The organism is Bradyrhizobium sp. ORS 375 (assembly GCF_000239775.1).
Lineage (GTDB): Bacteria > Pseudomonadota > Alphaproteobacteria > Rhizobiales > Xanthobacteraceae > Bradyrhizobium.
Genome location: NZ_CAFI01000111.1, coordinates 1 through 15852 on the forward strand (window position 1 = coordinate 1; position 15852 = coordinate 15852).

Consider the following 15852-nt stretch of genomic DNA (forward strand, 5'->3'; position numbering starts at 1 on the left):
CCTTCGGATCGTTCGACGCGCCGTTGCGGTTGGCGGTGATCTCCGCGTCGTCCAGCCCGGCGAGGTTGCGGCCGAGATAGGTGTGGGCCGAGAGGCAGTAGCTGCAGCCGTTGATTTCAGCCACCGCCAGGGCGATCCGCTCACGCGTCGCGGCGGGCAGCGAGCCCTTGCCGAGCGCGCCGGACAAAGCGAGATAGCCTGAGAGCGCCTGCGGGCTGAGCGCGATGGCGCGGAACATGTTCGGCGTGCTGCCGAGCTGCTTGGCGACGCCTTCAAGCACAGGACGCGAGGCTTCGGGCGCGTCGGCGATGGTGGCGGGGGTCGGGATGCGGGTCATCGGAAGGTCCTTCTCGTGGCAGCCGTGCTGGCTAATGACCCTCATCTACGTTCTTCCATTTTTGAGCGGTAGCGGCTATTCTCGAGAGCCAAGGTTTCATTTATTGGAAGAATGATGGACCGCTTCGAAGCGATGCGGACGCTTGTGGCGGCGGTGGATGGCGGCAGCCTGTCGGCGGCCTCCCGTGCGCTCGGCGTGCCGCTGCCGACGGTCAGTCGCTGGATGTCCGAGCTGGAGGCGCATCTCGGCGCGCGGCTCTTGGTGCGGACCAGCCGCAAGCTGATCCTGACCGAAGCCGGCGAAGCCTTCGCGGCTGTGGCGCGGCGCCTGCTCGACGACCTGGCCGAAGCGGAGCGCGCGGCCAGCGGCGAGTATCGCGAACCGCGCGGCGAGTTGCTGGTGACGGCGCCGATCATGTTCGGCAAGCTTCATGTCGCGCCGCTCGTCCATGCGTTTCTCGCTGCCTATCCGCCGCTCAGCGTGCGGCTGATCCTGTCGGACCACGTCATCGATCTCGTCGAGGCGCATGTCGACGTCGCGGTCCGCATCGGCCGTATGCCCGACAGCCAGCTGATCAGCCGCCAGGTCGGCCATGTGCGCTGGATCCTCAGCGCCAGTCCGGACTACCTCGCCCGCCGCGGCGAGCCCGAAGACCTCGAGGCTCTGCGCGATCATGATTGCATCGCCTTCGAAGGCTTGCAGACGTATCGAAGCTGGACGTTTGGCATTGGCGCCGGCGAACACAGGGTGCCGATCAAGCCGCGATTTTCGGTCAACACGGCCGACGCGGGGGTGGAGGCAGCGGCTGCCGGCCTGGGCGTCGCGCGCCTGATGTCCTACCAGGTCGCGCCGGCGATCGCTGACGGGCGGCTGGTGCAGATCCTGCACCAGCATGACGATCGTCCAACGCCGGTCAACCTCGTGCACCAGCCCCAGCCGGTCCAGCCGCTCAAGCGCCGGGCCTTTCTGGATTTCGTCGCGCCAAGGCTGAGCCTTGCGCTGACTAAAATCGAAGACTCCCTCGGGAGGACATGAGCAGCACGAGGTGATCGCGCGCCTTTGCCAAGGGTGATGCGCTTTTCTGCAGCGAACTAACAAACGACTTGTTGCTGTTCCGGCAATAGCAGCCGATAGTTGATGAAGAGAGGCCCGGCATGCCCCCGCAAAATATTCCTGTGGAATCAAGACCAAAGAAAATGGTCGGTCTCGCCATCGGCGTCCCGATGTGGCATGCCGGTAAAAGCGTTTCGTATCAATACGTTAGTGACGCGCAAGATAATCGAGTGGGAGTAGGGGCCGACGAGCTTCTGAGCCTGCGTAAATTCACAAGCATGCCTCAAGCTGCGGGAGGGACATTTGAAGAAACTCGATGTTCAATCCGACGGCACGGTGTTTGGGTATACGCGTGAGAAGAGTAAGTCACACCCGCCGGGCGGGCGAACCTACAAATCGTTGAACTATCATCGACAGAGCAAGCTGAAGCCCGGGAAAACGATTTGGAGCAAAAACCTTTCCTTAGAGGACGAAGCGTCGCTTTTCGACAGTAGTGATTTTTGTGGCTGGTTATCAGTAAGAGGTGATCTTTGGTGGGTCGGATTCAATGCAGGTGTCGTAGTCGGTGTACGAGGGGAGCGCGTTGCATTCTTCCCTCGTTGCGATAATCACCCGGGCCCTTGGCATGGCTATCCCGTTGCGCCTAGCGATGACGAAAGTTATGAAATTCCAGAGGACGTGATTAGAATTTGGGAGGCCGACAAAACCGTAGACAATCTAACTGCCAAGCGAATGAGAAGGGGAAAAATATGAAACGCCTTTCTCTGTTGGGTAAGTATGTAGAGGCGTATCTTTATTTCGATTTCCTTTGGCTCTTTTCCGAAGATGGGACTATCCGCGCTTTCGATTTAGCTTCATTTTGCACTGAGCGCCTCAACGGTGACGGCGAGGCAGCAATAGCTCTATTTTCCGATAATCGACTTCTAAGCCAACTCGGCCCTACCCAAAATAGGGCAAGGGAACTTCTATCGGAGGGAGGTGCCTACGAAGTATCTTCAGAGGACGTAGATCGATACTCCTACATTTGCGAGAAGGAGTTAGATTTTCGGAGCCTCCTCGATGTCCGCTTCTACTACGGGCGAGCATACGTGGGAACGGATTCTAATATCCTGCAGGTTTCTGCCATGGGGCGATCTGACATGCAGGAGTTTGCTAGGGGGAGGTCTCTCTCGAGGCCGTTGGAAAGGCGCACAGTTTCTGATAGGCCAGCTCGAGCATTTCATTGTCGTTTTGGAGCGGTCGGAGCGGCGTGCGGGCTATCTGGTGGACTAATCGGTTTGGGTGCCGATGCTCCAGATGGTCGGTGGACGATAAACTTTGGGCAGTTTGCGGAGTCTTCGTTCGGACTTACGATCAGCGGTCGCGCCATCACAAATCTTGCGGGGAGAAATCGCATCCAGTTCTATTCAACGGTGTCAGCTGAGGATAGGAGGGAGAAGACGGAGGAACATCTGGATGAATCCGTAATGGACGGAAATCTGCACCTCGGGGATGTTGCCGGCATTGCGTTCCAGTCCGAAGCAGAGCAATTGAATTCCATAATGGCCGCCGACGTGACTAGAGGCGTATTTCTTTTCAATCGTTCGCTTTGGCAGTTCAAATTGAACGGTCCGCCGACCCTGGCGAGATTTATGGACTCCGATCTGGCCGCCCCTCACGTTAGGGTACATCCAATTCGGAGGGGTCCACCCGGGAGGGTGCTTTCAATGTCGAGTATCGAGGCGGGCGTGCTAGCCGAAACCGATGACTCAGTCTTTCTTTATCGGGCAGGTTCTTGGTTTCCTCTTGTCGAAGAAGCCGTTCACGCCGTGCGCGGCTATCAGACTTCAAAGCGCTATCAGCGTATAGCAACAGCGGTCACAAGGGACAGGGTGGATGTAATCGCGGTTTAGCGGTTAGCGTCGATTTTGAATGTAAAGCTGTAGACGTTGAATTGCATCCGATACGAGCTGTCGGATATCGTGCTCGCCAAGCTTTGGAAAGCGTAGTGCAGCTTCTAAGCTAGTTAGCGCTTCATCTACGTGCATTAGCTGTTCTTCTTCTAGTTCTGTTTTGTCGCGCCATCGATAGTAGTGGCACAGCTCATGAGCGGCCGCGGCTTGCATGCTTAAAGAGGAGTTGGGGTCGATTACGCTTGTGCCTGGGTAAATATCTGGTCCGAAAACAATCTCGGCTACTGTTTCACTCTCTTCGTAAATAACCTGAAATCGAGTTCGGGATGTGGCCTCATGTCGTATCGGAGCCGATGGATCGAGGCCAAGAAAGGTGTTCGTTGCTCTCCGAACCTCGTCGCTTGATAGCGGTTGGTTGTTTCGTCCAGCAAGAAGCGACTCCCGGTTTGCTGGCATTTTATGCTCTATCGCTGCGCCAGAAAGCTGAGGTCTGACGTCGTTTGTGGTGCCGCTACAAGCTGTCTAAGGACGCGCCCGCACTCTCCGCGAGCAGCCCCTGTATTCAGGACGGTCAGTCTTCGTGAATCTCGACCGTGTTTCACCACCCCGACGGCGCGCCAAAGTGGATTTGCCTTCGCGAATAGGTCGCCTTTCCACTGCCTAAACCTGTATTGCCTTTCTGCGCTGAAGCATTTTACTTTCTTTGCCCATTCCCTCCTTGCCTTGATGGTCCCCATTTCTGCTAGATCATTGTTGAAATCTTTCATAAGGGCGGCAAATCCGTGCATCATGACCGCAGAATCCACGACAAGGTTTTCGCGCACTTTCCGTCTATCTGGTTGAGCTAATATTCCTAGTTCCGGCCGCACGGTGACAAGCAGATCGTAAAATTCGGCAGCAACGGTCGCTAGGCCGTCTAATTCAGACTCGTCCAATGAATCTGTGCTTGCGAACGAATTCATCATCTCGCGAAGCGTAGAAAGAGTTATTACTTGAAAATTGCTGGCTATAAGACGATCAGTAACGCGATTGACGTTTCCGCTCAAGTTTTTAGACCGCTCTATGACTAGCTTAGCCAATAGCGATAGATCGTCTTGAGTGGTTAGGTCGTATGCCTTGGATTTGGCAGTTGGTTTCGGTCGTTGGTTCTTGTCGAAAAAGTAGTTGCCCTCGTCTTCTTTTGTTAAAAAGTAAAGTTCGATTTTGAATTCGCGGTCGCCTAAAAACTTTGGATAGTCTTTTTTTGCTGAGCGCCAGGTGCGAACCGCTTTGAGAATTGCTTGATGTCTATGATGAGAGTCCGGCAGGTAGATGTTTCCCGAGTAGATGTATAGTGCGGTTTCCTCTTCGTCCCAGTACGCCTCAAACGTTCCTGGGCGAAGATTCCAGATTAGAGGGCTCAGAAATAGCTTTTCCCCGTTAAGGAGCTTTTCGGTGATGTCATCAGCGTTTGAGGCATCGAATACATACTTCTTCGGGTCGGGGTATCCGTCAGCCAAGCAGAGTTCGCGAGGTGGTGCTGGGTCGATGTGCGGTTGAATACCTCTTTGAACAGCTTGATCGGTCCATAGGAGTCGACTTTCGGCAGCATCGGCAAGTTCCTCGATCGTAATCGTGAACGTGCCAAGCAGATCGGAAGAGGATCCAGTCCACTGAACGTGCTCGCATACAAATCGTCCGCGATACAGTGTTCCTCGGGCCCCTGTTTTGGGTTTGTCGAGAAATCCAGCTACAGAGGAAGTGGACTTCATGCTTTAAATCTCACATGGGAAAGTACAGAGCAGAATCTAAACCACTGGTGGTGGAGTAAAAATCGTCTTTGCGTGTGCCGTCAAGGGAGAATAGTGCATCAGGCAGGTTGGGCTTGGGGGTTGTCTTCTTCAGGCAAGGCCACTGGTCCGATTGTTGAGGCTTAACTTCGGCCAGCTTCTTGCGGGCATCGCTCCCGATGGGCACAGACAACTCGGAAGCGCGCGAGGCCGTCGGTGCGGTGACAGTGCACGACACTCGTTGGCTCCCATCGCCGCGATTGAGAAAGTTGGTCTTGGTCGGTTGGTCGCGACGTGGCGACGGCGAATGCTACGCACGGATCCCCCGTTGTCCACGGATCATCGCCCGACGGGCAATCCCTGCATCCCCGCATGCGGCAACTGCCCGTCGTGCCAGTTTGTCGCGCACTCCTCCCTTGCCTCGTCGGGCAAATCACCTCCACATTCTCGCGCATCCCGGCTCGCTGAAGAGGGACGTTTCGCGATCGTCATGAAGCGTCGAGCCGGAGAGGCGACGGGCGCGTTGCTCTACAGCCGGGTGTCAAAAGCCCGTGCCGACGAACGGAGCGAGACGACGGCGAAATGGTGTGGTCCTGGTCTCCCGACGCTGAGACCAAGCCGGTGGGGATGATGATCCACTGGTGACGGGGGCAAGACAGCCGGTCCCCGGGGAGAGCGCCTATAACCCGCAAAACCGTCGCGCAGGGAAGGCCGGATATTGGGCTGAACCTGTGGTTCTGCCGCGTGCTTATCTGCTGCACGCGGACCGCGGGTGTCAGCCGATACCCGGTCTTCCCTGCGCCTCTTCTTCAAAGGAGAGGTCGATCGATCGCACAACTCGGGCGCATGCGGCCGCGAGGCGGCTCAGTCATGCCTGCTGTTTGACACGTGGAGAAATCCTGCCGTGACGCCGGCGTGCACGGGGGCACGACGTTGACGGTGCACAAGACACCGAGGCTCTGGCGCTGCAGCTCATCCGGTCGGCGCGATCCAACCGCGCCGCCGCGCGCCGTGTTTCATCGCGACCTGTTACGCCGCATCTCGTCCTGCCGCATCGGCATCGCATCGACGCGTTTGAACAGCGCGTCGGCCGAGATCGGCGTGTCCGACGCGAAGACCGTGTGGCCATCCTTGCCGATCAGCGTGACCTTGAAGCGGCTGACGTCGCTGCCGAGCGCCGCGCGGAGCTCGCGAGACGCGGCGCTGTCGTCAACGGCCTCGAGCAGCACGATCGCGCGCTCGGACATGCCGGCTTTGGCAGCGTCGTAGACCCGGCGCTGCTGCTGTGCTGCGGCGCCGTCGGGGCCGGTCACGACCAGAAGGCGGTTCTTCCATTTGTACCGGTCGAGCGGGGAAGCGTCACTCGGGTGCGGCATGGCGATAAGTCCTGCGAGGATCGCGGTCGTGAGCAGATGCCGCCGCATGGTCGAGACCTCCTGGTGGCTGTTGCCTGAACGGCGGCGGCAGCGGGCTGGATCTCCGGTCGCGTACCTCCGCCCAGAGACCGCGGCCCGCTCTAGCGGTTGCCCTGGTCCTCGATCGGGACATCGTCCCAGGGCCGGTAATACAGCTTGCTGCAGGCCTCCCGCAGGACGCCGCCTTCGATCGTGATGTCGTCGCGATAGGCGTTCGCGACGAATTTGAGCGTGTCGACATGGCGCGCCTCGAAATACATCTGGTGCACGTCGTCGCGGCCGGCGCCGAACACGATGCGGCCGACCTTGCTCCAGATCGTGGCCATGGTGCACATGCCGCACGGCTGCAGCGTGGTGTAGAGCGTGGCGCCGCGCAGCTCGCCGTCGTCGAAGCCGCGGCCGGCGGCGCGGATGGCCTCGATCTCGGCATGCGCGGTGGCGTCGTGCTTGGCGGCGACGTGGTTGCGCTCGGCGGCGATGATCTCGGAGCCCAGCACGATCACGCAGCCGATCGGCGACAGCGACGGGTCAGCGCCGTCTTGCGTGGCGACCTTGATCGCCTCCTGCATGAAGTGCTCGTCGGTTTTCAGGTTCGGCACGGCAGGCGCTCAGGCTGCAAGCTGCTTCATCTGCGCGATCTTCGCCTGCAGGGACTGGCGCTGCCGGGTCAGCGTGGCCGTGATCGCGGCCTCGCTGGCGCACTCCTTCAGCGCGTCATCGTACTGGCTGAGGATCTGCTCTTCGCCGCTGACGAAGGACGACAGCGCATTGGTGCCGAGGCCCGTCACCGCGGAGCGGACGCGGATGACCGTCTGGTGCACGGTAGACATGAAGGACCCCGACTCGTCCGGCGTCTCGCCCATCCGCCGGAGCGCGTCATGCAGCTCGGCGTGATCCCGCTCCTTGAGCGCGATCATCTCGGCGAACAGCGCCTTGAGCGCCGGCGTTTCGGCGTCCCTGGCGGCTTCCTGATAGCCGTTGCGCGCATCGATCAGGGACGTGTGCAGTGTCTTCAGGCTGTCGGCAGCCATGGTCGCCTCGCGGGTTATGGTGGAATTTCGACCACGACAATCCGGTTTCGCCGGCTTTGTTCCGGGCCCGCACCCTTCGGACGCGGGGGAGGATGTCGGCGCGCATCCGGATGTGGCGTGCACGGTCATGCCAGGCCGCGGATGGTTGCTCGCGTGAGGGCGGCATCGTAGGCTCGCGCCGCGCGACGGGCGGCATGATCGGGACATGCTGTCGGCGCTGAGGTGCTGAGGGATAGCGCGAGTGATGGATGAGGACGACCCGGGCGGACAAATCGCCCTGATCGAGGCGCGGATCGAGCAGCTTGCCGACATGGCCGAGCGCTGTCGAAAGATCATCCTGGCCTCGAAGATCTTGATTTCAGCCGGCGCCGCCTTGCTGCTCGGCGCGGTGCTCGGCCTGCTCGGCTCCAATGCCACGGTGCTGCTCGGCGCGATCGCCGCGGTGCTCGGCGGCATCGTCTCGCTCGGCTCGAACGTCAGCACGTTGCGGCAGACCATGGCGACAATGGCCGACGCCGAAGCCTTGCGCTCGGAGCTGATCGGCCGGATCGATCTGCGGCTGGTCGGCGAGGGGCGCAGCGCGTAACTCGCAAGGGATGATGGCGCGACGGGGGCTTGCTGCCGTCGCCCTGGGCGAATGGACCGCTCTCATGGTCCGCTCGAAAGGAATGACAGGGAGACCATATGCTCAAGGGGATCGATCCGCTGCTCAATGCCGACGTGCTCTATGCGCTTCGCGCGATGGGCCATGGCGACCGTCTGGTGATCTGCGACACCAACTTTCCGGCCGACGCGATCGCGCGGCAGACGGTGTTCGGCGAGCTGCTGCGCATCGACAATGTCAGCGCGGCGCGCGCGGTCCAGGCAGTGCTGTCGGTGCTGCCGCTCGACACTTTCGTGGACGATGCCGCCGTGCGCATGGAGGTCGTGGGCCACCCGCAGGAGGTGACCGAGGTGCAGCAGGAGGTGCAGGCGGTGATCGACCGCGCCGAGGGCAAGCCGTGGCCCCTGGTCGGTGTCGAGCGCTACGCGTTCTACGAGATGGCCAAGAGCGCGTACTGTGTCATCGCCACCGGCGAGCGCCGGTTCTACGGCTGCTTCATCTTCAGCAAGGGCGTGATCCCGCCGGAGGCGGCGTGAGGCCGAGGAGCCTCAACGTTCCTGCCGCATGATCTTCTCGAAGCGGAAGAAGTCGCCGTCGCCGGGCATCCCCTCGAGCGGCGGCCGGTGCGGCAGCGGGTTGTGGGCGTTGTAGTATTCGACGATCCGGAAGCCGCATTTATTGACGTAGAAGTGGATGTTGCGCTTCTCGAAATAGGGCGTGAACGTCTGCCAGACCCGGGTGTCGGGATAGCGCGCCTCGATCGCCCGCCATGCGCGCTGCCCGATGCCGCGGCCATGCTGCCGGATCGAGATGTAGAACAGGTCGAGCGAGTTGTGCTGCGAGACCGGATCGATGGTCAGGACGACGCCGCCGACGCGTGTCCCGTCCAGCAGGACATGATAGGTCGCAGCGCCCGGCGCGGTGAACGACTCCTCGATATCGTCGTCGGAGGGGATCGCCTGTTCCGGGGCCGAGCCGATCTCGTCCATCAATGCGACCGAGAAGGCCTCCTGCAATTCCTGCTTGAAGGCCGGCAGATCGCGCTTGTCTGCGACCTCGAGGGTCACGCGGTCGTGTTCGCTGTCGTGTCTCAAAGCTGTCCTCGCTGCACGGCTGCCCCGGCGATCCACCGCCGCCGGGCGCGGCGATCTGAGCGCGGTGAAGCTTACCGCCGTCTGACGCGACGACGGCAGCGCGGCTGAATGCCACTCAGTCCATCGTGGCCAGCCGCACCGCCAGCGCGCAGGCGCGGTCGTACTCATCGAGGTTGATCCACTCGTCGATCGTATGCGGCTCGTTCTGGCCGGTGCCGAAGGTGACGGTGGGGATGCCGTGGCGGACCATCCAGTTGGCGTCGAGCCCGCCATTGCCGGCGCGCAAGGAGGGCGTGGCGCCGATGTAGGACACGGCGGCGGTGGCGCGCTTCACGACGGGCAGGGTCTCCTTCATCCGGAACGGATGATAGTCGGTCTCGGCCTTGAACTTCACGCGGCCGGACTTGCCCTCGCTGTTGGTGACCTGCTTGGCGGCCTTCTCGAACGCCGCCTTGTAGGCCTTGGTGATCTCGCGGATGAACTTGGCGTCGTGGCTGCGGCATTCGCCGCGGACATGGACGTAGTCGGTGACGACGTTGGTGGCGTCGCCCGCGGGGCGGCCTTCGCCGCCGGTGACCGGGCCGACATTGCTGGTCCCAAGCTTGGCGTCCTTGCCCTTGCCCTTCACCACCTTTCCGAACCAGCCGCCGGCTTTGACGTCGGCAAGCGCAAGCGCCAGGATCATGGTGGCGCTGATGCCGCGCTCCGGCGCGACGCCGGCATGCGAGGCGCGGCCGAAGATCTCGACCTCCCAGCGGTCGGCACCGACGGCTCCGATGGTGACCGACGAGGCGGAGCTGCCGTCGAAATTGAACGCCATCTCCGGCCCGCCGAGGTCGTCCGTCTTGACGTGGCGCGCGCCGTAGAGCCCGCTCTCCTCGCGCACGCAGAACAGGAGCGTGATCGGCGGATGATCGAGCTTTTGCCGGACGAGCTCGGCCGCGAGCGTCACGAGAATGCCGCAGCCGCAGCGATTGTCGCCGCCGAGCGCGGTCCTGGCCTGGTTGACGATCTTGCGCCCCGCGATCTTTGGCTGCGCGCCGGCGCACAGCGGCACCGTGTCCATGTGGGTCATGAACATGAGCCGCGGCTGATTGTGCCGGGTGCCGCGCCCGGGCAGCTCGACGATCAGATTGCCGGTCTCCGTCGGCAACGGAATCCGCGTATTGGCATCGTCCAGCCGCATCGCCTTGGCCGGCACGCCGGCCTGCTTCAGCGCCGCCATGATCTCCCGCCCGATCGCCTTCTCCTGTCCGGTCACGCCCTGCACGGCGAGGAAACGCATCAGACGATCGGTAGCGGCGGCGGTGTCGACGGACATGACGAATCCTTGAGGTGAGCGATGCGGCAGCATCGCGCCAAGGGCATGGATGTGCAAGGAGGGCCGAGCATCGTGCACGCGATGCCGCCCGGCTCTATGGACCCGTTATGCCCGGTGCGTCACGACGCTACGCGACCTTCAATCCTGCATGCATCGAGTGCCCATCGAGCCGGTTTGTCGCGAGCTAATCAATTGCGCCGACAGCCGCGATATCACTCAGTCATGTCCATCGTTCACCGCCGCATCGCCTCCGCCCGCAGCCAGCGCCGCTGCAGGAAGCCGCTCGCCGCGAGCACCGCGACATGGCCGAGCGGCAGCTCGAGAAGATGATCCCCAACGATGCGCCGCCGGGCGCGGTCGAGCAGTGCCTGACCGCGGGCGCGCGGCACCAGCCGGTCGAAGCGGCCGACGACGACGCGGCTGTCCGGCGCGACGCGATCGATCCACTGAATCGGGTTGTAGCGATGGAGCGCCGCGGCGAAATCGTCGCGTCGAAAGCCGCGCCGCTCGGCCTCGCGGCGGATGGCGTGCGCGGCCGGGCTCGACCAGATCATCAGCTCGCCGCGGTCGGCCGAGGCGAAGCTCCAGACCGGGCGGCCGAGCCGGCCGGCCATCAACGTGGCCGGCACGCTGCCCAGGCTGAAGCCGACCAGCCGCGACGGCGGGCCATTGCGCGCCGCGAGCCGGATCACGTCGCGTTCGATGGCTGCGATGCAGCCCGCGCACACCTCGGGATTGGGGCTGACCATCGCGTCCGCCAGCCGGTAGCAGGCCTGCCAGTCGCGCCCGCCGAGGAGGCCGAGCCAGCGCGCGGTGCCGAAGTCTATGCCCCAGGGCAGGAAGTAGATCGCGCCGCGTGGATCGCGGCCATCGATGCGCCGGGGGCGGAGTTCGTCGGGGGGAAGAGGGTTGGGCAGCATGCGACAGAGCTCAGGACAGGGGCGGGCAAAGAGATCGAACCGGCGGCCGACATGGCCGTTCCAAATCCCGCGCGTCGGGTCCATGCCCCTGAATTCGCGATTCATTCCGAGCTGTGGGAGGCAGCCTTGCACGACCGAAAGCGGCTTTTCGGTTCCGAAACAGCCGTGTTAGAAGGCCGCCAACACTCACGACATGGGAACGGGCGGACGCGCATGAAGGACATCCTGGACACCCTCGAGGAGCGCCGCAAAGGCGCGAAGCTCGGCGGCGGCGAGAAGCGCATCGAGGCGCAGCATGCGCGCGGCAAGCTGACGGCGCGCGAGCGCATCGAACTCTTGCTCGACAAGGGCTCGTTCGAGGAGTTCGACATGTTCGTCGAGCATCGCTCGACCGAGTTCGGGATGGAGAAGACCAAGGTTCCCGGCGACGGCGTCGTCACCGGCTGGGGCACGGTCAACGGCCGCAAGACCTTCGTCTTCGCCAAGGACTTCACCGTGTTCGGCGGCTCGCTCTCCGAGACCCACGCGCTGAAGATCACCAAGCTGCAGGACATGGCGATGAAGGCGCGCGCGCCGATCATCGGCCTCTATGACGCCGGCGGCGCCCGCATCCAGGAGGGGGTCGCGGCGCTCGCGGGCTATTCCTACGTGTTCCGCCGCAACGTACTGGCGTCCGGCGTGATCCCGCAGATCTCGGTCATCATGGGCCCGTGCGCGGGCGGTGACGTCTATTCGCCGGCCATGACCGACTTCATCTTCATGGTGAAGAACACCAGCTACATGTTCGTCACCGGCCCGGACGTCGTGAAGACCGTGACCAACGAGGTCGTGACCGCCGAGGAGCTCGGCGGCGCCTCGGTGCATGCGACGCGCTCCTCGATCGCCGACGGCGCCTTCGACAACGACGTCGAGACGCTGCTGCAGATGCGCCGACTGATCGACTTCCTGCCGTCGAACAATTCAGACGGCGTGCCGGAATGGCCGAGCTTCGACGACATCGAGCGCGTCGACATGTCCTTGGACACACTGATCCCGGACAATCCGAACAAGCCCTACGACATGAAGGAGCTGATCCTGAAGGTCGTCGACGAGGGCGACTTCTTCGAGATCGCGGAAGGCTTTGCCAAGAACATCGTCACCGGCTTCGGCCGCATCGCTGGCCGCACCGTCGGCTTCGTCGCCAACCAGCCGATGGTGCTGGCGGGCGTGCTCGACAGCGACGCTTCGCGCAAGGCGGCGCGCTTCGTGCGCTTCTGCGACGCCTTCAACATTCCGATCGTCACCTTCGTCGACGTGCCAGGCTTCCTGCCGGGCACGGCGCAGGAATATGGCGGCCTGATCAAGCATGGCGCGAAGCTGCTGTTCGCGTACTCGCAGTGCACGGTGCCGCTCGTCACCGTCATCACCCGCAAGGCCTATGGCGGCGCCTTCGACGTCATGGCGTCGAAGGAGATCGGCGCCGACATGAACTACGCCTGGCCGACGGCGCAAATCGCGGTGATGGGCGCCAAGGGCGCGGTCGAGATCATCTTCCGCGCCGACATGGCGGACCCGGAGAAGATCGCCGCACGCACCAAGGAGTACGAGGACCGCTTCCTGTCGCCCTTCATCGCCGCCGAGCGTGGCTATATCGACGACGTTATCATGCCGCATTCCACCCGCCGCCGCATCGCGCGGGCGCTCGCCATGCTGCGCGACAAGAAGATGGAGATGCCGGCGAAGAAGCACGACAACCTGCCGCTTTAGGCGTCCACCTGACTCGTCGTCCGGTGGGGGGGGCGGCAAAGTTGTTGCGAGCGGTGGGCGCGGCCCTGGATGGCTTCGCTGCGCTCGCAATGACGGAGATCGCGGCGCGCGCAGGGCTCCATTGCCCGTACCCCTGCGGGTACACAGGGGTGAAAGCCCGCCGCACCTGCCGTCATTGCGAGAAGAGCAGAGACGACGCAATCCAGGGGCCTCGCGCACCGCTCCGGATTGTTGTGCTTGGCATCATGGCAGAATGCGGCAATCGGGCGCCGTTCGCGGCCCTGGCGTTAAGCTTACGGCTTAACTAACCTTTAACGACGCGTTTGCCGGAACTGGGCCGCTGGCCTAGCTTTATTGGGCAGGCAGGCAGGTGAGTGAGTAGAGGTGGAGTGGCGTATCATGGCTGATAGAACATCGGCAGTTCGGACGTCCGGAATCGGGCTGGCTTGCGCGGCCGCCGCCGTGGTGATGCTTTCAGCCGAAGCTGCGTCCGCCCGGTCAGGCGCCGTGGCCGCCGCGCCGGTCGCGCCTGGTCACGTCGTTCCACCCGGCCATCCTCCGGTTCGTCATCATTTCCGCGGTCCGCGCGCCTATCTGCCGGCCGCCGGCGCATTTGCCTATGGCGGGTATAACGAACCCGTGCCGCAGCAGATCCCTGAGCACACCTCGGCGGATGTGCGTTACACCTATACCTACGATGTCCCCTGGGACTGGGCGCACCGCTATCCGCCGAACGTCGTCCCCTCCGACCGGCCCTACGTCTCGAGCTGCCCGATGCAGAGCGTGACGGTACCAGGACGCCGCGGCGGCGATCACACCGTCACCATCACGCGCTGTTATTGAGCTGTTGAGCCAGCGCAAGGCGGACATCCGTCTTGTCCGCCTAGTTTGAGAGATACCGACCGGCTTCGCTCGCGCGAGGTCGCGAGGTGACGAGGCCCGGACTCCTAGGCACTCCGGGCCTCGTATTAATTTGCTAGTCTTCGCGAGCCGAGTCGGCTGGCGGAGGCTTCGATGATCAGAATGAACACGTGTCGCGTGGTCATGCGGATCGGGTTGGCGCTCACGCTGCTGGCGGCTTTGGCCGGCGCGGCCGGCGCCGATGAGACCGTCAGCGTCGGCGGCTCACGCGTGGCGCTGATCCGGCCGAAGGCGATCCGGGCCAGCGTGATCCTGCTGCCTGGCGGCGACGGCGCCATCAATGTCGGCGATCACGGCGACATTCACGGCCTGCTCGGCAACCAGCTGGTGCGCACCCGCAATGCGTATGCCGCGCGCGGTCTCGCCGTCATGGTGGCGGACTATAACACCGACCTGAAGGCCGCCGTCGACTACATGTCCGCCCTCAAGAGGCCGGTGACGGTGATCGGCACCAGCCGCGGCACGATCAGGGCGGCGGAGGGGATCGCCCGCGGCGCCCGGCCGGACGCGCTGGTCCTGACCTCGGGCTTCCTCAGTCCGGAGTCCGGCAGTTCATCGAACGTGATGTCGATCCTCGGCTCCCCGTCGGCGCTGCCGCGCACGCTGGTCATCCATCACACCAGCGACGCCTGCAAGGTCACGCTGCCTGCCGGCGTCGATCCCTTCATCAAATGGTCCGGCGGCCGTGCCCGCGTGAAGTGGCTGTCCGGCGGCGCGGAGGAGGGCGATCCCTGCCAAGCCCGCGGGCATCACGGTTTCAACGGCCTCGATGGCCAGGTCGTCAGTCTTGCTGCGGGATTTCGCTGAGCGACGGATTGCGGCTAGACTCTCCGACAAGACCAACCTGTCCGGAGGAAACAACATGCCGTCAGCCATCTTCGTCGTGCGCGCCACCGTACCGGATCCCTCGCGGCGGGACGCATTCGATCGCTGGTACCGCGACGTTCATCTGCCCGACGCGATCAAGAGCTTCGGCGTGCGCAAGGCGTGGCGGGTGTGGAGCCTCACCGATCCCGCGGTGCATCAAGCGATGTATCAGTTCGACGATGTCGCTGCGATGGAGCGCGCCGTCAGCGGCGAGGAGATGAAGCGGCTGATCATCGACTTCAATCGTGACTGGCCCGAGGTGACGCGAACGCGCGAAAGTCTTGTGTTGGCGCAGGTGGTCGACGGCTGAGCGGCCGGCCAGGCGCGCTGCGACTTGGTCGAAAGCGTGACGTTCTCTCCGCATTGCTCCATATCGACAGCGATCAAGTTCAGCTCACGTTCAGGTGACCGACGAATAATCCTTCCATGCTCTGACTCGTTGAAGCATGGAGGCGCGCGATGGAACGACGAAACTTCCTCAAGCTGGCATTGGGGTTCGGCTGTACGGCGGCCGTCGGTGCCGTGCTCAGGACGACCGACACGATCGCAGCTCCGCTCGCGCCATTGCCGTTGAAGGAAGCGCTGCCCGCGGCCGCGCATCAGGACCTGGATCGTGCGGTCAGCTCGCAGGATGAAGCCGATCGGCTCGCGCCTGAGCAAGTGCGGTGGGGACACCACGGCCATCATGGTCACCACGGTCACGGCCATCATTGGGGTTGGCGCCGGCGGCACTGGGGCTGGCGGCGCCGTCATTGGGGCTGGCGCCACCATCACCGACATCATTGGCGCCGCCGCTGGCGCCGGCATCATCATTGGTAATGGCGGTGCGAGCGCGAACGTTTCGGACCATTGCGAGACTACTCAGGCAGCGCCGCGGCGCAT

At 63.0% G+C, this 15852-nt stretch carries 18 protein-coding genes; 10 read left to right on the forward strand and 8 right to left on the reverse strand.

All coding sequences use genetic code 11. The annotated features are described in order from the left end of the window. Positions 1–337: carboxymuconolactone decarboxylase family protein (locus tag BRAO375_RS09850; protein WP_035639822.1), on the reverse strand; the 337-nt coding region annotated here is incomplete at its 3' end. Positions 338–451: 114 nt separating this feature from the next. On the opposite strand from BRAO375_RS09850, the gene BRAO375_RS09855 reads away from it, so the two are divergent. From BRAO375_RS09855 to BRAO375_RS37310, 3 genes are all read left to right on the forward strand, one after another. Beyond that, positions 452–1372: a LysR substrate-binding domain-containing protein gene (locus BRAO375_RS09855; RefSeq protein ID WP_009027321.1), complete on the forward strand. Its 921-nt coding sequence runs from the start codon at positions 452–454 to the stop codon at positions 1370–1372. Positions 1373–1693: 321 nt separating this feature from the next. Continuing rightward, entirely contained in the window at positions 1694–2143 is a 450-nt protein-coding gene (locus BRAO375_RS37305) for a hypothetical protein (RefSeq protein ID WP_009027323.1), read from the forward strand. Next, on the forward strand, positions 2140–3282 hold the full coding sequence (locus BRAO375_RS37310) for a hypothetical protein (protein WP_139031352.1): 1143 nt from the start codon (positions 2140–2142) through the stop codon (positions 3280–3282). Before BRAO375_RS37305 ends, BRAO375_RS37310 begins: the two co-directional genes overlap by 4 nt. Positions 3283–3746: 464 nt before the next feature. Here BRAO375_RS37310 and BRAO375_RS36180 read toward each other — a convergent pair whose 3' ends face one another. From BRAO375_RS36180 to BRAO375_RS09875, 4 genes are all read right to left on the reverse strand, one after another. After that, positions 3747–5033, reverse strand: coding sequence for a DNA sulfur modification protein DndB (locus BRAO375_RS36180; protein ID WP_009027325.1), 1287 nt, complete (start codon positions 5031–5033; stop codon positions 3747–3749). 1034 nt (positions 5034–6067) lie between these two features. Then, positions 6068–6475, reverse strand: coding sequence for a DUF4174 domain-containing protein (locus BRAO375_RS09865; RefSeq protein WP_009027327.1), 408 nt, complete (start codon positions 6473–6475; stop codon positions 6068–6070). A gap of 92 nt (positions 6476–6567) precedes the next feature. Next, positions 6568–7065 (reverse strand): nucleoside deaminase, encoded by a 498-nt coding sequence (locus tag BRAO375_RS09870; protein WP_083842455.1) that lies wholly within the window; start codon positions 7063–7065, stop codon positions 6568–6570. A 9-nt stretch (positions 7066–7074) separates the two neighbouring features. Further along, complete coding sequence (locus BRAO375_RS09875; protein ID WP_009027329.1) at positions 7075–7497, reverse strand: ferritin-like domain-containing protein; 423 nt, start codon at positions 7495–7497, stop codon at positions 7075–7077. A gap of 244 nt (positions 7498–7741) precedes the next feature. On the opposite strand from BRAO375_RS09875, the gene BRAO375_RS09880 reads away from it, so the two are divergent. Both BRAO375_RS09880 and BRAO375_RS09885 read left to right on the forward strand, forming a co-directional pair. Next, positions 7742–8083, forward strand: coding sequence for a hypothetical protein (locus BRAO375_RS09880; protein ID WP_009027330.1), 342 nt, complete (start codon positions 7742–7744; stop codon positions 8081–8083). Positions 8084–8181: 98 nt separating this feature from the next. Then, positions 8182–8637 carry an RbsD/FucU family protein gene (locus BRAO375_RS09885; protein ID WP_009027331.1) on the forward strand — a complete coding sequence of 152 codons (456 nt, stop codon included), beginning with the start codon at positions 8182–8184 and terminating at the stop codon, positions 8635–8637. A gap of 12 nt (positions 8638–8649) precedes the next feature. Here the strand turns inward: BRAO375_RS09885 and BRAO375_RS09890 are convergent, their stop codons facing one another. The 3 genes from BRAO375_RS09890 to BRAO375_RS09900 form a co-directional block, all read right to left on the reverse strand. Next, positions 8650–9195: a GNAT family N-acetyltransferase gene (locus BRAO375_RS09890; protein ID WP_009027332.1), complete on the reverse strand. Its 546-nt coding sequence runs from the start codon at positions 9193–9195 to the stop codon at positions 8650–8652. Between the two features lie 115 nt (positions 9196–9310). Next, the gene (locus tag BRAO375_RS09895) at positions 9311–10516 is read right to left on the reverse strand and encodes a M20/M25/M40 family metallo-hydrolase (RefSeq protein ID WP_009027333.1); all 1206 of its coding nucleotides are present in this window, start codon (positions 10514–10516) and stop codon (positions 9311–9313) included. 233 nt (positions 10517–10749) lie between these two features. Further along, complete coding sequence (locus BRAO375_RS09900) at positions 10750–11541, reverse strand: alpha/beta fold hydrolase (protein ID WP_244423153.1); 792 nt, start codon at positions 11539–11541, stop codon at positions 10750–10752. A 108-nt stretch (positions 11542–11649) separates the two neighbouring features. On the opposite strand from BRAO375_RS09900, the gene BRAO375_RS09905 reads away from it, so the two are divergent. From BRAO375_RS09905 to BRAO375_RS38535, 5 genes are all read left to right on the forward strand, one after another. After that, entirely contained in the window at positions 11650–13182 is a 1533-nt protein-coding gene (locus BRAO375_RS09905) for an acyl-CoA carboxylase subunit beta (RefSeq protein WP_009027335.1), read from the forward strand. Between the two features lie 399 nt (positions 13183–13581). Then, positions 13582–14025, forward strand: coding sequence for a hypothetical protein (locus BRAO375_RS09910; RefSeq protein WP_009027336.1), 444 nt, complete (start codon positions 13582–13584; stop codon positions 14023–14025). Positions 14026–14196: 171 nt separating this feature from the next. After that, positions 14197–14910 carry an alpha/beta hydrolase family protein gene (locus tag BRAO375_RS09915; RefSeq protein WP_009027337.1) on the forward strand — a complete coding sequence of 238 codons (714 nt, stop codon included), beginning with the start codon at positions 14197–14199 and terminating at the stop codon, positions 14908–14910. Positions 14911–14965: 55 nt separating this feature from the next. Continuing rightward, the gene (locus BRAO375_RS09920) at positions 14966–15280 is read left to right on the forward strand and encodes an EthD domain-containing protein (RefSeq protein WP_009027338.1); all 315 of its coding nucleotides are present in this window, start codon (positions 14966–14968) and stop codon (positions 15278–15280) included. Between the two features lie 149 nt (positions 15281–15429). Next, on the forward strand, positions 15430–15789 hold the full coding sequence (locus BRAO375_RS38535; protein ID WP_083842456.1) for a hypothetical protein: 360 nt from the start codon (positions 15430–15432) through the stop codon (positions 15787–15789). Positions 15790–15852: the final 63 nt, after the last annotated feature.